15 protein-coding genes are annotated in these 15,917 nt (G+C 64.3%); 3 read left to right on the top strand and 12 right to left on the bottom strand.

Going from position 1 to position 15,917, the window contains the following annotated elements:
- Positions 1 to 292 precede the first annotated feature (292 nt).
- Positions 293 to 1,049, bottom strand: a protein-coding gene (locus tag PE067_RS00620) for an IS5 family transposase (protein ID WP_276187354.1) whose coding sequence is annotated in 2 segments (ribosomal slippage) — positions 293 to 719 and positions 718 to 1,049 — 759 coding nt in all. Because the reading frame shifts where the segments join, the coding sequence is not laid out codon by codon here.
- A 208-nt stretch (positions 1,050 to 1,257) separates the two neighbouring features.
- On the opposite strand from PE067_RS00620, the gene PE067_RS00615 reads away from it, so the two are divergent.
- Positions 1,258 to 2,514 carry a Hint domain-containing protein gene (locus tag PE067_RS00615; RefSeq protein WP_276187353.1) on the top strand — a complete coding sequence of 419 codons (1,257 nt, stop codon included), beginning with the start codon at positions 1,258 to 1,260 and terminating at the stop codon, positions 2,512 to 2,514.
- Between the two features lie 79 nt (positions 2,515 to 2,593).
- Here PE067_RS00615 and PE067_RS00610 read toward each other — a convergent pair whose 3' ends face one another.
- The 7 genes from PE067_RS00610 to PE067_RS00580 all read right to left on the bottom strand — a co-directional run bounded on the left by PE067_RS00610 (position 2,594) and on the right by PE067_RS00580 (position 8,888).
- Positions 2,594 to 3,280 carry a 5-formyltetrahydrofolate cyclo-ligase gene (locus PE067_RS00610; protein ID WP_276187352.1) on the bottom strand — a complete coding sequence of 229 codons (687 nt, stop codon included), beginning with the start codon at positions 3,278 to 3,280 and terminating at the stop codon, positions 2,594 to 2,596.
- The gene (locus PE067_RS00605; protein WP_276187358.1) at positions 3,277 to 4,014 is read right to left on the bottom strand and encodes a nitronate monooxygenase; all 738 of its coding nucleotides are present in this window, start codon (positions 4,012 to 4,014) and stop codon (positions 3,277 to 3,279) included. Before PE067_RS00605 ends, PE067_RS00610 begins: the two co-directional genes overlap by 4 nt.
- Positions 3,954 to 4,292, bottom strand: a complete 339-nt coding sequence (locus PE067_RS00600) for a nitronate monooxygenase (protein ID WP_276187351.1) — start codon at positions 4,290 to 4,292, stop codon at positions 3,954 to 3,956. The genes PE067_RS00605 and PE067_RS00600 overlap by 61 nt, the downstream gene beginning before the upstream one ends.
- Positions 4,289 to 4,672: a DUF488 family protein gene (locus tag PE067_RS00595; RefSeq protein WP_276187350.1), complete on the bottom strand. Its 384-nt coding sequence runs from the start codon at positions 4,670 to 4,672 to the stop codon at positions 4,289 to 4,291. Before PE067_RS00595 ends, PE067_RS00600 begins: the two co-directional genes overlap by 4 nt.
- Before the next feature lie 201 nt (positions 4,673 to 4,873).
- Positions 4,874 to 6,826 (bottom strand): ABC transporter permease subunit, encoded by a 1,953-nt coding sequence (locus PE067_RS00590; RefSeq protein ID WP_276187349.1) that lies wholly within the window; start codon positions 6,824 to 6,826, stop codon positions 4,874 to 4,876.
- The gene (locus PE067_RS00585; RefSeq protein WP_276187348.1) at positions 6,823 to 7,848 is read right to left on the bottom strand and encodes an ATP-binding cassette domain-containing protein; all 1,026 of its coding nucleotides are present in this window, start codon (positions 7,846 to 7,848) and stop codon (positions 6,823 to 6,825) included. The genes PE067_RS00590 and PE067_RS00585 overlap by 4 nt, the downstream gene beginning before the upstream one ends.
- 110 nt (positions 7,849 to 7,958) lie before the next feature.
- Complete coding sequence (locus PE067_RS00580; protein ID WP_276187347.1) at positions 7,959 to 8,888, bottom strand: ABC transporter substrate-binding protein; 930 nt, start codon at positions 8,886 to 8,888, stop codon at positions 7,959 to 7,961.
- A gap of 237 nt (positions 8,889 to 9,125) precedes the next feature.
- On the opposite strand from PE067_RS00580, the gene PE067_RS00575 reads away from it, so the two are divergent.
- A complete protein-coding gene (locus PE067_RS00575; protein ID WP_276187346.1) occupies positions 9,126 to 9,833 on the top strand; it encodes a response regulator in 708 nt (235 codons plus the stop codon).
- Here PE067_RS00575 and PE067_RS00570 read toward each other — a convergent pair.
- Complete coding sequence (locus tag PE067_RS00570; RefSeq protein ID WP_276187345.1) at positions 9,814 to 12,759, bottom strand: ATP-binding protein; 2,946 nt, start codon at positions 12,757 to 12,759, stop codon at positions 9,814 to 9,816. The genes PE067_RS00575 and PE067_RS00570 overlap by 20 nt on opposite strands.
- A gap of 2 nt (positions 12,760 to 12,761) precedes the next feature.
- On the opposite strand from PE067_RS00570, the gene torT reads away from it, so the two are divergent.
- Positions 12,762 to 13,838 carry a TMAO reductase system periplasmic protein TorT gene (torT, locus tag PE067_RS00565; RefSeq protein ID WP_276187344.1) on the top strand — a complete coding sequence of 359 codons (1,077 nt, stop codon included), beginning with the start codon at positions 12,762 to 12,764 and terminating at the stop codon, positions 13,836 to 13,838.
- A gap of 170 nt (positions 13,839 to 14,008) precedes the next feature.
- On the opposite strand, the gene PE067_RS00560 is transcribed toward torT, so the two are convergent.
- The 3 genes from PE067_RS00560 to PE067_RS00550 all read right to left on the bottom strand — a co-directional run bounded on the left by PE067_RS00560 (position 14,009) and on the right by PE067_RS00550 (position 15,800).
- The gene (locus PE067_RS00560; protein WP_276187357.1) at positions 14,009 to 14,572 is read right to left on the bottom strand and encodes a DUF2585 domain-containing protein; all 564 of its coding nucleotides are present in this window, start codon (positions 14,570 to 14,572) and stop codon (positions 14,009 to 14,011) included.
- Between the two features lie 120 nt (positions 14,573 to 14,692).
- Complete coding sequence (locus PE067_RS00555) at positions 14,693 to 15,289, bottom strand: peptidylprolyl isomerase (protein WP_276187343.1); 597 nt, start codon at positions 15,287 to 15,289, stop codon at positions 14,693 to 14,695.
- Positions 15,282 to 15,800, bottom strand: coding sequence for a peptidylprolyl isomerase (locus tag PE067_RS00550; protein ID WP_276187342.1), 519 nt, complete (start codon positions 15,798 to 15,800; stop codon positions 15,282 to 15,284). Before PE067_RS00550 ends, PE067_RS00555 begins: the two co-directional genes overlap by 8 nt.
- Between the last annotated feature and the right edge of the window lie 117 nt (positions 15,801 to 15,917).

Raw genomic sequence — 15,917 nt, 5'->3', positions numbered from 1 at the left:
CCTGACAGGCTGGCACCCTTTGCAAGGGCCGGGTCAATCCCGGCCCTTTTTTCATGGGTCGATTGCTGTTCCGGGATTTCAAAACAGCCAATTCCCGCTATCCGTGTTATTGATCCAACAGCGAAAAAGTTAATATAAAAACACGCATTCCGTGTTTAAATCCAAAACGCCCCATAAAATCAAACTCTTTTCGGCGTTTTACCGCGCAATACCGCCATCATCTGAACGGTTTTGTTTTTATTTTAATGTTGTTTATATCCTGAACGATCTTAGGGTCTGGACTCATTGAGTTTCAAAGCCAGTAGATGACGAGGGCAGCAAGTGCGATTGCTGACAAGAATACCTTGGGGCAACGGTCGTACCGGGTCGCCACACGCCTCCAATCCTTGAGCCTGCCGAACATGATCTCGATCCGGTTGCGCCGTTTGTACCGGCGCTTGTCGTACTTGACGGTTTTCTTCCGCTGCTTCCGGCCTGGGATGCAGGCGCGTATCCCTTTGTCTTTCAACGCTTCTCTGAACCAGTCGGCGTCATAGCCGCGATCCCCGAGCAGCCAATCGACATCCGGCAGGCTGCTCAGCAATGCCCGCGCGCCGATGTAATCGCTGACCTGTCCGGCAGTGACGAACAGGTTGAGGGGGCGCCCTCGGCTGTCGCAGATGGCGTGCAACTTGGTGTTCATGCCGCCCTTGGTGCGACCAATCAGGCGCCCACGCCCCCTTTTTCACGCCCATGCTGGTCGCGGTGCGGTGGGCCTTCAGGTAAGTGGCGTCGATCATCACGGTCTTCTCTTCGCCGTGCCCGGCCGCCAGACCCGCCATCATTTGGGCAAAGATGCCCTTGTCGCTCCACCGCTTCCAACGGTTGTATAGTGTCTTGTGCGGGCCATAGGCTGCCGGGGCATCGCGCCACCGTAAGCCATTGCGATTGATGAAGATAATCCCGCTTAACACGCGTCGATCATCGACGCGAGGCTTGCCGTGGGACTTGGGGAAGAAAGGCTCAAGACGCGCCATCTGCGCGTCCGTCAACCAAAAAAGATCAGACATGGTCACCGCTCGCTTTTCGAACCGTGAATCACGCCGCCAGTCGGAAATCAATGGGTCCTGAGCCTAAACGGGATGATGTCAGGTCATATCGACCCGACTCCATCGGTCGCGGATCAGGCAGCCAATGCTGCACTCCGGTGTGATCTGATCGCAGGGCGATGGGCAACCGATTGCGCGGAACCTCCGCGCATCTGACAAGGACATTGCGATGACTGGCTCTCACCATTCTGGCCACCACCACTCTGGCAAGGACCACGGTAACAATCACCACGGCGGCAACCACCACAATGGCAATCATTGCGGCCCGACCGCCCCGGGCTGCGAAAACATGATCTTTATCGGCAAGCTGGCCGATATGGACCCGAACGAGCTGCATCCCGGCGCCGAAAAGGCAGCCTCGATCCTGGGGGGCACCAGCTTTGGCGACCCGTCCAACCCGCTGTTCGGCAATATGGTCGAAGTGACGCTGAACGACAGCAACAACGACGGCATCATCCGCACCAACGACGGTCTGGCCGGTTTCTTTTCCGAAACCATCACCCATGACGCCTCGGGCAGCGCGCGCAACTACAAGGTCGATCTGACGACGCTTGTTCACAAGACCACGGTGACCTTCCAGAACCCCGACGGCACGACCGAGGACGTGGTTCTGACCGTGCGCATCATGCAGGACACCGCCGGCAATACCTTCCTGATGCCGCCGCCCTTGAATGCGTCGGAGGCCGAGATCGAGGCGATGACCTCGCGCCCCATCGTCGGCGTGCAGTTCCCGCAAGGCAACAAGCACTACGACACCTGCCATGACAGCATCTTCACCGATCGCACCTGTTTCCCCTGCTTTGCGGCCGACACGCTGATCGAAACCGAATTCGGCGCCATGCCGATTCAGGATCTGCGTCAGGGCATGAAGGTCTGGACCCGCGACAACGGCCTGCAGGAAATCCGCTGGATCGGCTCGCGCAAACTGCCGCGCACCGTGCTGGAACGGGCCGACAACCTGCGCCCGATCCGCATCCGCGCCGGTTCGCTTGGCCGCGACATCCCGGCCCGCGATCTGGTCGTTTCGCCCCAGCACCGCATTCTGGTGCGTTCGCGTATCGCGCAAAAGATCTTTGGCTGTGAAGAGGTGCTGGTCGCGGCCAAGCAGCTTTTGCAGATCGAAGGCATCGACGTCGCCACCGATCTGGAATCGGTCGAATATTTCCACATGCTGTTCGACCGCCACGAAATCGTCGTCTCTGACGGCGCCGAGACGGAATCGCTCTATACCGGGGCCGAGGCGCTGAAATCGCTTGGTCAGGCCGCCCGCGAGGAAATCTTTGCGATCTTTCCCGAACTGCGCAGGATGTCCAGCGACGGCCCGACGCCCGAAGGCGCGCGTGTTCTGGCCTCTGGCCGCCTTGGCCGCAAACTGGCGGTGCGCCATGTCCAGAACGACAAGGTTCTGGTCCGCGCGGCCAAATGAACCGATCCGTAACCCATGCGAAAAGGCCGGCGTCATGCCGGCCTTTTTTGCTTAGCCCCCGGCCCTTCTTTCGCCGAAATCATGCAAATCGGCCTGTTTCCGTGACGATATGATCCAGCGCGATGTCATGCGGCTGCGGGTAAATCGTCTGAAGCCGGGCCGAGGCAAGGCCGACACCGATAGCGATGGGCTTTTTGCCCTTCGCGCGACAGGCCGCGAGGGTCCGGTCGAAATAGCCACCGCCATAGCCAAGACGAAATCCCCCGCTCTGCCAGCCGACCAGGGGGGCCAGCATGATGTCGGGCACGAGGCTTTCGCGATTGTCCGGCACAAGGATATTCCAGTGCCCCCGCACCATCGGCATCTGCGGGTGCCACGGACGAAAGGTCAGCGGTCTTGATACGACCTCGACCACGGGCAGCGCCGTTGCGACGCCGCGCCGGGTCAGGGCCTCCAGCCAGAAACGCAGATCGGGTTCGGATTTGATGGGCCAGTAACCGGAAACGACTTTTCCCGTCAGATCGGGGGCGATCTCTGCCAGCAGCGTGTCAAGGCGCCGGGCGATGGCTGTGGCAGCCTCGGCCCGGTCCGTCGCGCTCAGGGCCGCGCGCGCCTGCAACAGGGCGATGCGCTGCGCCTTGCGCCAGCGCGCCACATCCACGGCCTGCTGCGGATCCACGGCCAGCGGATCGAAATAATCCGGCGCGATGTCCGCGGCCAGACAAGGTGGCGAGGCATGGGATGCCCTGGCCGGGTCTCGTGTCATGGCCGCCCCTGTTCGGCCAGACGCGCCAGCACGGCCCGACCTTCGGCCAGAATGGCGCGCAGCCGTTCCCCCGCCGTCGGAATATCCGTGACCGCGCCCACTCCCTGCCCGGCAAACAGGGCCATGGCCTCAAGGTTGCCGGTCGTCTCTCGAATCGGGGAATCGGTGCTGTAACGATAGATCGGCCTTGCGCCTTCCGACGCGATGACCTCGCGCGGCAGTTGGTCGGGGTCGTGGCCCATCGGCCGGTATCCCAGCCCCTTGGTCGTGCTGTTGGCCAGCACCCGGACGGCGGAATGGGCGGGCCAGTTCAGCACGAAAAGATCGGTCCGCAATGTGTCGCCTGCCTCGGCCGCGACCACGCGATCCTTGTGATATTCATGGGCGTAGGATTCGACCGTGGCCAGAAAGGCGGTGCCGATCTGCACGCCCTGCGCCCCGGCGGCAAGGGCCGCCACCAGCCCCGCCCCCGAGGCAATGCCACCCGATGCGACGACAGGCAGGGTGCTGCGCGCGGCCAGAGCCTCGACCAGCGACAGCATCGCGACCTCACCATGGATATGGCCGCCTGCCTCGACGCCTTGCGCGATCAGCACGTCGGCGCCCGCAGCTTCGGCCTGACGGGCGGCCTCGACGGTGCCGATCTGATGCAGCACGCGCGCGCCTGCGGTCTTTACCCGCGCAATGATGTCGGGCATGACATCCCAGAAAAAGGTAAAGGTTTCGACACCCAGATCAAGACAGGTGCCAATCTGCCGGTCAAGCAGGCCGGGTTCGGTCGCGGCGGGATGATGTTGACGGAAAAAGGCTTTGCCGTCGCGGCGCGCAGGGCGGTGATTTCCGCCGCGATCAGTTCGGGCGGTTCGCGCACCATGCCCAGTTGCGCATAGCCGCCGGCATTGGCGACCGCCGCCGCCAGTTCCCATCGCGCCACGCCCCCCATGCCCGCCAGCAGCACCGGAACCGCGCAGCCAAGCTGCCCGCACAAGGGAGTTTCGAAAGGGTCGGTCATGGCTGGTCCTCTGTCTGCAGTTGCCGATGCAGCAGCGCGCGCAGGACCGGCACATGGCTGGTTTCGGGATCATGCGCCGCCGTCAGCAGCAGCACCGGCCCCTTGCGGCACCATTGCAGGCAATCCCCTACCCCGTCGGGATTGCCGCTCAGTTCCTGCTCATAGCGCCGCGCGAACTCGGGATAGCGGCTGGCCGGATCGGCGTGATACCATTTTCGCAAGTCGTTGCTGGGGGTGACCTGCCTGAGCCAGTCGTCCAGATGCAGGTCGCTTTTCCGGATCCCGCGGGGCCAAAGCCGGTCCACCAGCAGCCGCGCGCCCAGATCCGGGTCCGGCGGATCATAGACCCGGCCAATGCTGATCGGAAACGGCTGTGTCACCGGGACCTCCCCAATTACCACTGCAAAAGCGCGCCGCAGTTTCCTGAGCGTAGCGGAGGATCGGGCGCGACGCAAACCGCCGGATCCTTGGTGCAGGCCGGAGGGGTGATGCCGCGCCGCGCGGGGCTGGAAAGCCCGGCCCGCGCGCAACCACGATGATCTGCCCCTCCTTTTTTCTGGAGGGGCAGACCGTTCAGGCGGCTAGTTTTCCTGAAACCGCTTTGGCCAGCTTGTCACAAGGTAATCGACCATCAGCCCCATGGCCGCAACCGCGCTGCCGAGAACCAGCCCCTTGCCGACATCGGCCGTGGACAAGGCGCGTTGCATTTCCTGCCCCAGATCCTGCGTGCCGATAAAGGCCGCGATGATGACCATGAACAGCGCAAACATCACCGACTGGTTCAGCCCGACAAGGATCGTCGGCAGCGCCAGCGGCAGGCGGACATGCCACAGCATCTGGCGGCGGCTGGCCCCGCTCATCTCGGCGGCCTCGACCAGTTCGGGGGCGATGCCGCGCAGGCCTTCGATCGTGTAGCGGACCAGCGGAACGGTGGCGACGACGACCACGGCGGAAATCACCGCGACATCGTTCACCCCGAACAGCATCACGACCGGGATCAGATAGATGAAGCTGGGAAAGGTCTGCAGCGAATCGCAGATCAGCAGCATCGCCCCGGCGCGCCGTTCATTGCGCGACCCCCAGATGCCCAGAGGCAGGCCGATCAGGCAGGCGATCAGCACCGAAAAGCTGACCGTATAGGCGGTGATCATCGCCCGGTCCCACCAGCCGGTCAGGGCGATCAGGCCGAAGGCGGCCAGACAGACCAGCGCGGCGCGGCGGCCGTTCACCGCCCAGCCAAGCGCGGCCAGACCGATCAGCACGGTCGCATAGGGCAGCCACAGCGCGAAATCGCGCAGCGGGATCAGCACCCATGTAATCAGGAACCAGCGCAGGAACTGGGTCAGCGGCGAGACCAGCTCGATCACGCGATTCATCAGCCCGTCCATGGGGCCCGCAATGCTCAGCGCCTGACTGCGCGGCACGATGTGGAAATAGGGATGCAGCAGCGACAGCGCCGAACAGGCCAGAACCAGCGCCGCCCAGATCAGCAGCAGGCGGTGGCGCTGCGCCCATGATGCGCCGGGCTGGTGGTGGACCGGCAGGCGCATGGCCCATGCCTTGGACAGCCGGTCCAGCGTGACGGCCAGCAAGACGATGGTGATGCCGATTTCAATGGACAGCCCGATGCGCAGCGCCTGCAAGAGCTGCAACAGCTTTTGCCCCAGCCCCGGCATCCCGATGAAACTGGCCAGAACGACCATCGCCAGCGATTGCATGATGACCTGGTTGACGCCGATCAGGATCTCGGTCCTTGCCGTGGGCAGGCGCACGCGGGTCAGCAACTGCCAGCGGCTTGCCCCACTCATCTTGCCGCCTTCGATCACCTCATCGGGGACTTTCTTCAGGCCCAGCAGGGTCATGCGCACCATCGGCGGCACGGAAAAGATGATCGTGACGATGGCGCCCGCCTTGGGGCCGACGCCGATAAAGACCACGACCGGGATCATATAGACGAAATGCGGCAGGGATTGGGCGATGTTCAGAACCGGGTTCAGGACGCGCTCGAACCCCGGCCAGCGCCACGCGGCGACGCCGGTGACCAGCCCCAGCAGAACCGAAAAAGGGGCGGCGACGACGATGACCGACAGGGTTTCCATCGCCCATTGCCACTGGCCCATCAGCGCGATCCAGACGAATGTCCCGCCGCTGAGAAAGGCCAGCCGCAGCCCGCCCAGGGCATAGCCCGCCATGCCCGCGCTGACGGCGATCACGCTCCAGGGGATGGCGCCAAGGCGGGGCCAGCGGGCCTTGCCGTAAAGCAGGTTGGCGGTCACATCCAGACACCATTGCACGGCATCGGCAATCGCGCGGGTGACGTGGATCAGGCCCAGATCGTCGCGCAGAAAGGCGAAAGCCGCGTTGAACCACGCGGCAAAGGGCACCACGGCCCATTCGGGCGGGCGGATCAGCCCGGCGGGCAGATAGGGCTTGGCCAGCGCCAGCGCGGCGGCCAGCGCCAGCAGGATCAGCGCAACCTGCCCGGCCGACGATCCGGGACGCGCGGCGACATGGGGGGGCGCAATATCGGTCATGCCGCCGCCTTTCCCAACAGGATATCCAGCGCGGCCTGACGGTCCAGCACGCCGATCAACTGCCCGTCGCGCCCGGCCACCGGGATATGGCTGCGGCTGTCGGCGACCATCTGGCGGCCCAGATCGCGGATGCTGAGATCGCCCGCGACGGCCGCCCCTTCGATCGCCACGCCGTTCAGCGGCCGCGCCAGCCCCGAGGCCCGGATCACCCGCGCCCGGTCGATCTCGGCGGTGAATTTCGCGACATATTCCGTCGCGGGGTCCAGCACGATGCGGTCAGGGGTGTCGCATTGTTCGACCATGCCGTCCTTCATGATGGCGATGCGGTCGGCCAGACGCAGGGCCTCGTCGAAGTCATGGGTGATGAAGACGATGGTCTTGTTCAAAAGCCCCTTGAGCCGCAGGAATTCGTCCTGCATCTCGCGCCGGATCAGCGGGTCCAGCGCGGAAAAGGGTTCGTCCAGAAACCAGATATCCGGCTCGATCGCCAGCGAACGGGCAATGCCCACGCGCTGCTGCTGCCCGCCCGAGAGTTCGCGCGGGAAATACCCCTCGCGGCCTTTCAGCCCGACCAGCGCCAGCATCTCGCGGGCGCGGTCATAACGGGCGTGGCGGTCCTGCCCGCGCATCTCCAGCGGAAAGGCGACATTGTCCAGAATGGTGCGATGGGGCAGCAGGCCGAAGCTTTGAAAGACCATGCCCATCTTGCTGCGGCGCAGGGCGATCAGTTCGGCCTCGGACATGGCGCCGATATCGCGCCCCTCGACCGAAACGCTGCCGCCGGTGATGTCGATCAGCCGCGACAGGCAGCGCACCAGCGTCGATTTCCCCGAGCCCGACAGGCCCATGATGACCAGCATTTCACCCCGCGCGATATCCAGCGAAACATCGCGGACGGCGGTGACATGCTGGCCGCGCGCCTCGGGCGTGCCGCGCGTCAGGCTGTCCAGATGCTGCTGCGGCGCGGGACCAAAGATCTTCCAGACATTCCGGCACGAGATTACGGCGTCAGAACCCGTCAAGATACGTTCCTTCCTAAGGTTGGTTTCCGGACATGCCCACCCGGCGGGGGCCGGGCAGATTGGGCCCGCCCGGCCGGAACCGGGCAGGCTGGCTGCAGGGACGCGGCCCGTTATTCCAGCCAGGGCTTCCAGACATCCTGATGGGCGTCCAGCCAGGCGGTGGCGGCATCTTCGGGTTCCATCCCGTCGACATCGACCATCTTGGCCATTTCGGAAATCAGCGGGTTGCTGATATCGACCTTGGTCAGCACCTCATAGGCGCGCGGCCATTTTTCCTTCATCCCGTCCCAGGCGGCGATTTTCAGATAGCCATTCGCGGGATTGCCGCAGTCATAGACCTTGTCGGGGATCGGGCCGACGGCGGGATCGGTGTCGCAGCCTTCGACCCATTCGGGGAATTCGACGAATTCACCATCCCAGACCGCTTCGACGAAATTCGGGGTCCAGTTGAACAGCACGATCGGGGTTTTCGATTTTTCCGCCGCCGCCAGTTCCGCCCAGAGCGCGGCCGCCGAACCGGCGTTGACCACGACGAAATTCATGCCGAGCGCATCGACCTTTTCCGCGTCATGTTTCAGCCAGTCGACAGGGCCGCCCAGAAACCGCCCCTTGTCGCCGGTTTCGGGGGTGGCAAAGATCGCGGCACAGTCGTTCAGGGCCTGCCAGTCGGGCAGACCGGGGCAGGCCTCTTTCGTCCATGCCGGATACCACCAGTCTTCGCGGGTGATGGCGTCATGGGCGCCTGCGGCATGGATGCCGCCCTTGGCGACGGCCGCGTCGAAGGACGAACCAAAGGCGCCTTCCCAGATCTCGACCTCCAGCGTGGCATCGCCAAGCCGGATCGCCTCATAGACGGCCTGACTGTCGGTCGAGACATATTCGACGGAATTGCCAAGCGATTCAAAGATCTGGCCGACAACATGGCTCATCACGATCTGGCTGGACCAGTTATGCGTCGGGATCACGATGGGGTCGGACGAATCTTCGGCCCAGACCTGGGTTGAGACCAGCGCAAGCGCGGTCGCGCCCAAAAATGACATTCGGCTGCTTTTCATGAAATTTTCCCAGTTGGTTCCCTGCAATCGCAGGCTTGTTTGCGGAAGGTCGCTTGCCGTCCTGAGATCCAGACTATGGGCAGTTTGTGAATGAGTAAGCCCCAGAGCATGAACAGATTGGACTAAGTTATGAAAAATTGTTAACTGGGGGTGAATTTCTTGTGGTGATCCGGTTTCCCGACACCTCCCCGACACTCTCAGACGCAGGTGGAGCGTAACGCCTTGAACCCCACGTCAGCCCATATCGTCCTGATCGAGGACGAGCCGATCACCCGCATGACGCTGGCGACCTATCTGGGCTCTTTCGGCTATCGCATTTCGGAATGCGATACGGCGGATCAGGCCGAAAGGCTGCTGGCGACCGAAGGGGCGGACCTGCTGATCGTCGATATCAACCTGGCGGGCAAGGACGGGCTGGAAATCACCCGCGAACAGCGCGCGCGTTCGGAAATCGGGATCATCCTGCTCAGCGGCCGCACCGATGACGTCGACCGCATCGTCGGGCTGGAACTGGGGGCCGATGATTACGTCTGCAAGCCCTTCAACCGCCGCGAACTGCTGGCGCGGGTCAAGAACCTGCTGCGCCGGACCATGATGATCAAGCACCTGAACCGGCGGGTGTTCCATTTCTGCGGCTTCAGCTTCGACGTGACGCAACGCAGCCTGTGGCGCGAGGATGGCGAAAACATCCCCCTGACCCGCGGCGAATTCGAACTTTTGCGGGTTTTCGTCACCAACCCCGGCGCCGTGCTGGAACGCGACCGCCTGAGCCATGCGATCACCCACCGTCAGGGCAGCGGCGCCAATCCCCGCACGATCGACGTGCTGGTCCGGCGGCTGCGGCTGAAACTGAAGGACGATCCGAAACAGCCGCGCATCTTTTCGACCTCGCATGGCGAGGGCTATATCTTCACGGCTCCGCTGGACTGACCTGCTGCGCGTCAAGCCGGTCAAGCGCCCGGACCAGTTCCAGCCGGGTCCGGGCGGCAAGATCGGCCAACAGGTCCAGATCGCGCGTGACCGTCGCCCGGTCTGCGGCGCGGGCGCTGCTTTCCAGATCCTGAAGGCAACCCACCAGCCCATCCAACCCCAGATTGCCCGCCGCCCCCTTCATCCGATGCGCGGCACCCGACAGCTTGTCATAGGCGCCCTGCTGGCCCGCCGCCGTGATCGCGGCCAGATCGGCATCCATGCGGTCCAGAAAGGCGCGGGCGATCATGATCGTGCGCGCGCGCCCGAAATCCGCCAGCATCGCTTGCAGCAAGTCCCCGTCATCGCGCGCCTGCGGCGTGATCGCGGTCAGCGCGGCATGAAGCTGGCGGGGCGTCAGCGGCTTGGCCAGAACATGGATCATCCCGGCATCCAGGTTTTCGCTGATCTGGTCGGGCTGGACATGGGCCGAAATGCCGATCACCGGGACCATCGCCCGTCGCGGATCCGGCAGGGCGCGGATGCGGCGCGTCGCCTCGGTCCCCGAAACGCCGGGCAGGTTCACGTCCATCAAGACCACGTCAAAGCGTTCCGCCGCCACTGCCGCGACCGCCGCCTCGCCGGTTTCGGCGATCTGCCAGTGATGGCCGCCGGCTTCCAGATAGGTTTCGACGACCATCCGGTTGATCGCATGATCTTCGACCACCAGCACCGAAAGCGGGCGCTGCGGCGCGGGGAAATGGATATCGGGGGCCGGCAGGTCGCCGACCTTGCCGGGCAGAAAGCCGACCCTGAGGGCAAAGACCGAACCGACCCCCGGCGTGCTGTCCACCGACAGCGTCCCGCCCATCACCTCGGCAAAGCGGCGGCAGATGGCAAGGCCCAGCCCCGTGCCGCCATATTGCCGCGCGGTGGCGGGGTTTTCCTGTTCGAACACCTCGAAGATCCGCTCGCGGGCCTGTTCCGAAATCCCCTTGCCGGTATCGCTGACGCTGATCAGGAACCACGCCCTGCCACCATCGCCGGGCAGGGTTTCGACCGTCACCACGACCCGGCCCTCGGCGGTGAATTTCAGCGCATTGGCCACCAGATTGAACAGGATCTGCCGCAGCTTGGCGACATCGCCGCGCAGGGCCGGGGGCAGGTCGTCGGGCAGGACATGCAGCAGGGCAATCCCCTTTTCCTGCGCCACCGGCGACATCAGAAAGGTGATGTCCTGCACCAGTTCGCCGATGCGAAAGGTCGAAACCGTTTCGATCAGCCGCCCCGATTCGATCAGCGGCAGGTAAAGGATATCGTTCAGAATCGCCATCAGGCCGTGGCCCGACACTTCGGCCGCGCGCAGATAGGAGCGCTGGCGATGGGTCAGCGGATCGCGGCCAAGGCTGCGCAACATGCCCAGAACGCCGTTCATCGGGGTGCGCAGCTCATGGCTCATCATCGCGAGGAATTCGGATTTCGCACGGTCGGCGGCTTCGGCGCGATGGCGGGCCTCGGCATGGGCCGCGACCTCGCCGCGCAACTGTTCGGTCTGGTCCTGCACCAGACGCTGCAATTCGTTGCGATGCTGGTTCAGCTCGTCCAGATGGCGGCTGCGCTCATCCTCCAGATCGCGGTTCGCGATGGCCTGCCTGCGAAAGATTTCGACGGCGGCCTCCATCCGGGCGATTTCGTCATTGCCGGACGGCACGACCGGCCTGCGCGTATCGCCCCCGGCCAGACGCGCCATGGTCGCGGCCAGCCCCTCCAGCCGGCGCAGGATATTGCCCCGGACATAGAACCACAGCACCGCCAGCGACACCAGCAGCGCCGAGACCGCGCCAAGCGTGGTCAACTGCCGGGCGAATTTGATCGTGGCGCTGGCCTGACCGCCCGACACCACCGCGCGGGCGTGGATTTCTTCGGCAAGGGCGGCGGCCTCACGGTCCATCTGCGCCGCCGCCGCGCGGACCGAGGCCTCGACCGTGACGATGCGGGCGTTGATGTCCAGCAGGCGGGCGGATACCGCGTTCAGGTCATCGGGGCGACCGTCCTGCGGCGCGATCACCTGCAGCAACTGCCGGGCATGGGCGGCGCGCATCGGATCCTGAACCGCGCGGATGCGACGGGTGATGATATCGGTGCTGCGCGTCAGATCCCGCCCTGCCAGCGCCAGCGCCTCGGGCGTTCCGGCTGCGGCGATGCGCGACAGGATCATCCCCAGTTCGGCGGTCTGGGCGCGCATGTCGAACATCAGGCCAAGCTGGAACAGATCGACCTCGACCAGCTTGTCCAATGTCTGAAAATACCCCTCGGGATCGGACGGGCGCCGGGCGAAATCGTAAAGGCTGGTCACCACGGCGGAACTGCCGGCCTCGGCATTGGCGACCAGCGTATCGGCGATGTCGGACAGTTCGGCCGCCGCCTCAAGCCCCGCCGCCAGCTGCGCCCGCTGCTGGTCCAGCGCGGCGATGCGGCGCTGGACCAGCACATCCAGAACGCCGATGCTGTTGCGCATGTCCATGACCGTCACCGACAGCGCATAGGGCGGCAGGTTGCTGTGGTTGCGGTTCCGCTCCAGCCGCTGGCGCAGGGCATCGACCTGCCCGAACAGATAGGCCGCCCGCTGCACGCGATCCTCCTCGCGGGTGACGGCGGCGAATTCGGGGGCGGCGGCGACGACCTTGCTGCTTTCCTCGGTAAAGCCGCGCACGTCGATGATCGCCGGCAGCGTGTTGTTGATCAGCGCATTCTGGTCGCGTTCGACATCGGCCAGCTGGATCCAGCCCCACAGGCCGGTCAGCGCCGGCAGGCCCGCAATCACAAGGAATGCCAGAAACAGCCGCCGGCCAAGGCTGGTATCGCGATCCATATTCAGCTTGCCGCCCCCTGTCTTTCGGCCCAGATTGACTATGCCGAATTCCACGACGCAGGGGTAGCGGAACACGCATGAATGCAGTCACGGGCTTTCTGAAGGCGGGCTTTCTGAATGTGGCGGCCCTTTGCCTTTGCGCCCTGCCCGCCGGGGCCGAAGACTGGCTGCTGAACGCATATCTGCACCCTTTCGAGACGGGCAGCCCGACCCGCGCGATCCGCTATCAGCCGCTGGACCACGCCGAACGGCCGCTGCGTTTTTGCGTGCTCTATCCCCATCTCAAGGATGCCTATTGGCTCAGCGTCAATTACGGCATGGTGCAAGAGGCGCGGCGCCTTGGCGTCGGGTTCGAGCTGTTCGAGGCGGGCGGCTATCCCAATCTGGAACGGCAGGCCGAACAGGTCGCCGCCTGCGCCGGGGGCGGTTTCGACGCGATGATCATCGGCACCGTATCCTATGACGGGCTGACGCCGCTGATCCGCGACATCGGCCGGACCATGCCGGTGATCGCCACCGTCAACGACATCGACCCGCAGGGGATCACCGCGAAATCCGCCGTGTCGTGGCGCGACATGGCCGCCGAAGCGGGGCGCGTTCTGGCCCGCCGCCATCCAAGGGGCAGCCCGCCCGTTCGCGTCGCATGGTTTCCCGGCCCGAAGGGCGCGGGATGGGTGCATTTCGTCGAACAGGGCTTTCGCGAGGCGCTGCGCGACAGCTCCGCCGAAATCGTGGTCACGAAATACGGCGATACCGGCCGCGAGCATCAGGTCCTGCTGGTCGAGGAGGTTCTGGAGGAGTTTCCCGACATCGACTATTTCGTGGGAAATGCGCCGATGGCCGATGCCGCCGTTTCGCTGACGCGGGACCGCGACATCGGGCATCGGGCCGGGATCATCTCGATCTACATGACGCATGGCGTGTTTCGCGGTATCTCGCGCGGCCGTATCCTTGCCGCGCCGAATGATTTCCCGGTGCTGCAGGGGCGTCTGGCCATCGAACAGGCCGTCCGCGCGGTCGAGGGCAAGCTGGACATCCCCCATGCCGGGCCAAGGATCATCGTCACGACCCCGGAAAACATTTCGGAGGCCGGCGCGGACCAATACCTCGCCCCCGCGAGTTTCGTCGCCAGCTTCAGCGTGGTGGCGGAATAGACCCGGACCCGATGTCCGGTCAGGGCAGAAAGACGGCGGGCGCGGTGCAGGAATTCGCGCGCGCCCTGCCCCCGGCGCTTTGGCCCCCGGCTTGCCGCCTGCGTTCTTGGCTGGGGCGTTCCGGGCTGCGGCCTGATGCTGCTGTCCCCGCTCGCCGCCGGACCGCGCCGTTACAGCGCCGCCTGCCAGTCGCGCACCGCGTCCAGCGGCCACAGCAGCATCAGCACGTTCAGCGCCAGCCCGTCGCGGATCAGCCAGATCGTCAGCACCTCGAACCCCAGAACGATCAGCACCGAGACCCGGACCGGCAGCCGCGCGGCCAGGAAAAAGCCCAGCACCATCGCCAGCATGTCCGACACCGAATTGACGACGCTGTCACCGTAATAATCCAGCGAGATGGTCACGGCGCGGTAGCGTTCGATGATCGCGTCCGAGTTTTCGACGATTTCCCAGATCGCTTCGATCAGGGTCGCGATGACCAGCCGCCAGCCCATCGGCACCCGCCGCGCGACCAGCCACAGCGCCGCATAAAACAGCAGCCCGTGGATCAGATGCGAAGGCGTATACCAATCCGCCAGATGCTGCGAGCTTTCGGAACTATAGGTCTCGCCGTGCCACAGCTTGACATGGCCGCAGGTGCAGATCGGTTCGCGACCCATGATCAGCAGCAGCGCGGCGGCGGCAAGGATGATGAAAAAAGTGACCCAAAGGGGCAAGGTTTTGCGCGTGAACATGTCCTGCCCGGCGAATGTGACAATCATCCCCGCCAGCTTTGCCGCGCCGCGCAGAAACAGACAAGGCCCCGCAACGATGGCGGGGCCTTGTTCAGTCATTCATGTGACGGCCCGTCGGGATCAGTCCTGAACGGTGACCTTCAGCATGTAATCGGGCTTGTCCACGGCGCCATTGGCGGCGGCATCGCCCTTTTTGATCGCATTCAGCACGTCCCAGCCATCGACCAGCTGCCCGACGACCGTATACTGGCCGTCAAGGAAGGTCGCCGGGGCCAGGTCGATAAAGAATTGGCTGTTCGCGGAATTCGGGTCCTGGGACCGCGCCATGCCGACGGTGCCCGCCTGAAACGAGACATCGTTGAATTCGGCCTTGAGGTCGGGCAGTTCCGATCCGCCCATGCCCGCCCGGCTGGTGTCGCCGGACTGCTTGCCGTGCTGGACATCGCCGGTCTGGGCCATGAAGCCCTCGATCACGCGATGAAAGACGACACCGTCGTAATCGCCGCGGCGGGCCAGCGTGATGAGGCGGTCGACATGGGCCGGGGCCTTGTCGGCATACAGGTCCAGAACGATCGTGCCCTTGGACGTGCCCGCGGTATCCGCCACCTCGATCACGAGGTTCGGGCCGGGGCCGTCGGTGACGCCGGGCAGGCCCTCGGCCATGGCCGTGGTGGCGGCGGCGGTCAGCGCGGCAGAGGTCAGAAAATACTTAAGCATTTTCGTCCACATCCTTGGCCACGCGAACGGAAATCATGCGGTCGGGATTCGCGGGCGGTTCGCCGCGCACGATCTTGTCGACATGTTCCATCCCCGAAACGACCCGGCCATAGACGGTATACTGGCCGTTCAGGAAATGGTTGTCGTTGAAGTTGATGAAGAACTGGCTGTTGGCGGAATTCGGGTTCTGCGACCGCGCCGCGCCAAGCGTGCCACGGTCATGCGGCAGTTTGGAAAATTCGGCGGGCAGATCGGGCAGGTCCGAACCACCGGTCCCGGCGCGGCCGGGGTTGTAGTCCTTTTCCATGTTCGCATGTTTCACGTCGCCGGTCTGCGCCATGAAACCGTCGATCACGCGATGGAAGGCCACGTTGTCATAGGCGCCCGCACGGGCAAGTTCCTTCATCCGCTCGGCATGTTTGGGGGCGACATCGGGCAGCAGCTCGATCACCACCGGCCCGTCCCTGAGCGTGATGATGATGGTGTTTTCGGGATCCTTGATCTCGGCCATGGGCGATTCCTTTCGTCTGACGCGACAAGCGTTAAGGCTTTCATGCGCATTGGACAACGGCGCTGCGACCATATCGGGTCCCTGCGGCAGGGGTCGGTTGACGAAAATGTCAACATG

Source organism: Paracoccus sp. DMF-8, from assembly GCF_029309835.1.
Lineage (GTDB): Bacteria > Pseudomonadota > Alphaproteobacteria > Rhodobacterales > Rhodobacteraceae > Paracoccus.
Note: the sequence above shows the minus strand (reverse complement) of the source record. Positions and strands in the feature narration are given on the sequence as shown.

Coding starts and splice junctions, on each gene's coding strand:
- PE067_RS00615 (WP_276187353.1), top strand. CDS start 1,258: ATGACTGGCTCTCACCATTCTGGCCACCACCACTCTGGCAAGGACCAC.
- PE067_RS00610 (WP_276187352.1), bottom strand. CDS start 3,280: ATGACACGAGACCCGGCCAGGGCATCCCATGCCTCGCCACCTTGTCTG.
- PE067_RS00600 (WP_276187351.1), bottom strand. CDS start 4,292: ATGACCGACCCTTTCGAAACTCCCTTGTGCGGGCAGCTTGGCTGCGCG.
- PE067_RS00590 (WP_276187349.1), bottom strand. CDS start 6,826: ATGACCGATATTGCGCCCCCCCATGTCGCCGCGCGTCCCGGATCGTCG.
- PE067_RS00580 (WP_276187347.1), bottom strand. CDS start 8,888: ATGTCATTTTTGGGCGCGACCGCGCTTGCGCTGGTCTCAACCCAGGTC.
- torT (WP_276187344.1), top strand. CDS start 12,762: ATGAATGCAGTCACGGGCTTTCTGAAGGCGGGCTTTCTGAATGTGGCG.
- PE067_RS00560 (WP_276187357.1), bottom strand. CDS start 14,572: ATGTTCACGCGCAAAACCTTGCCCCTTTGGGTCACTTTTTTCATCATC.
- PE067_RS00555 (WP_276187343.1), bottom strand. CDS start 15,289: ATGCTTAAGTATTTTCTGACCTCTGCCGCGCTGACCGCCGCCGCCACC.
- PE067_RS00550 (WP_276187342.1), bottom strand. CDS start 15,800: ATGGCCGAGATCAAGGATCCCGAAAACACCATCATCATCACGCTCAGG.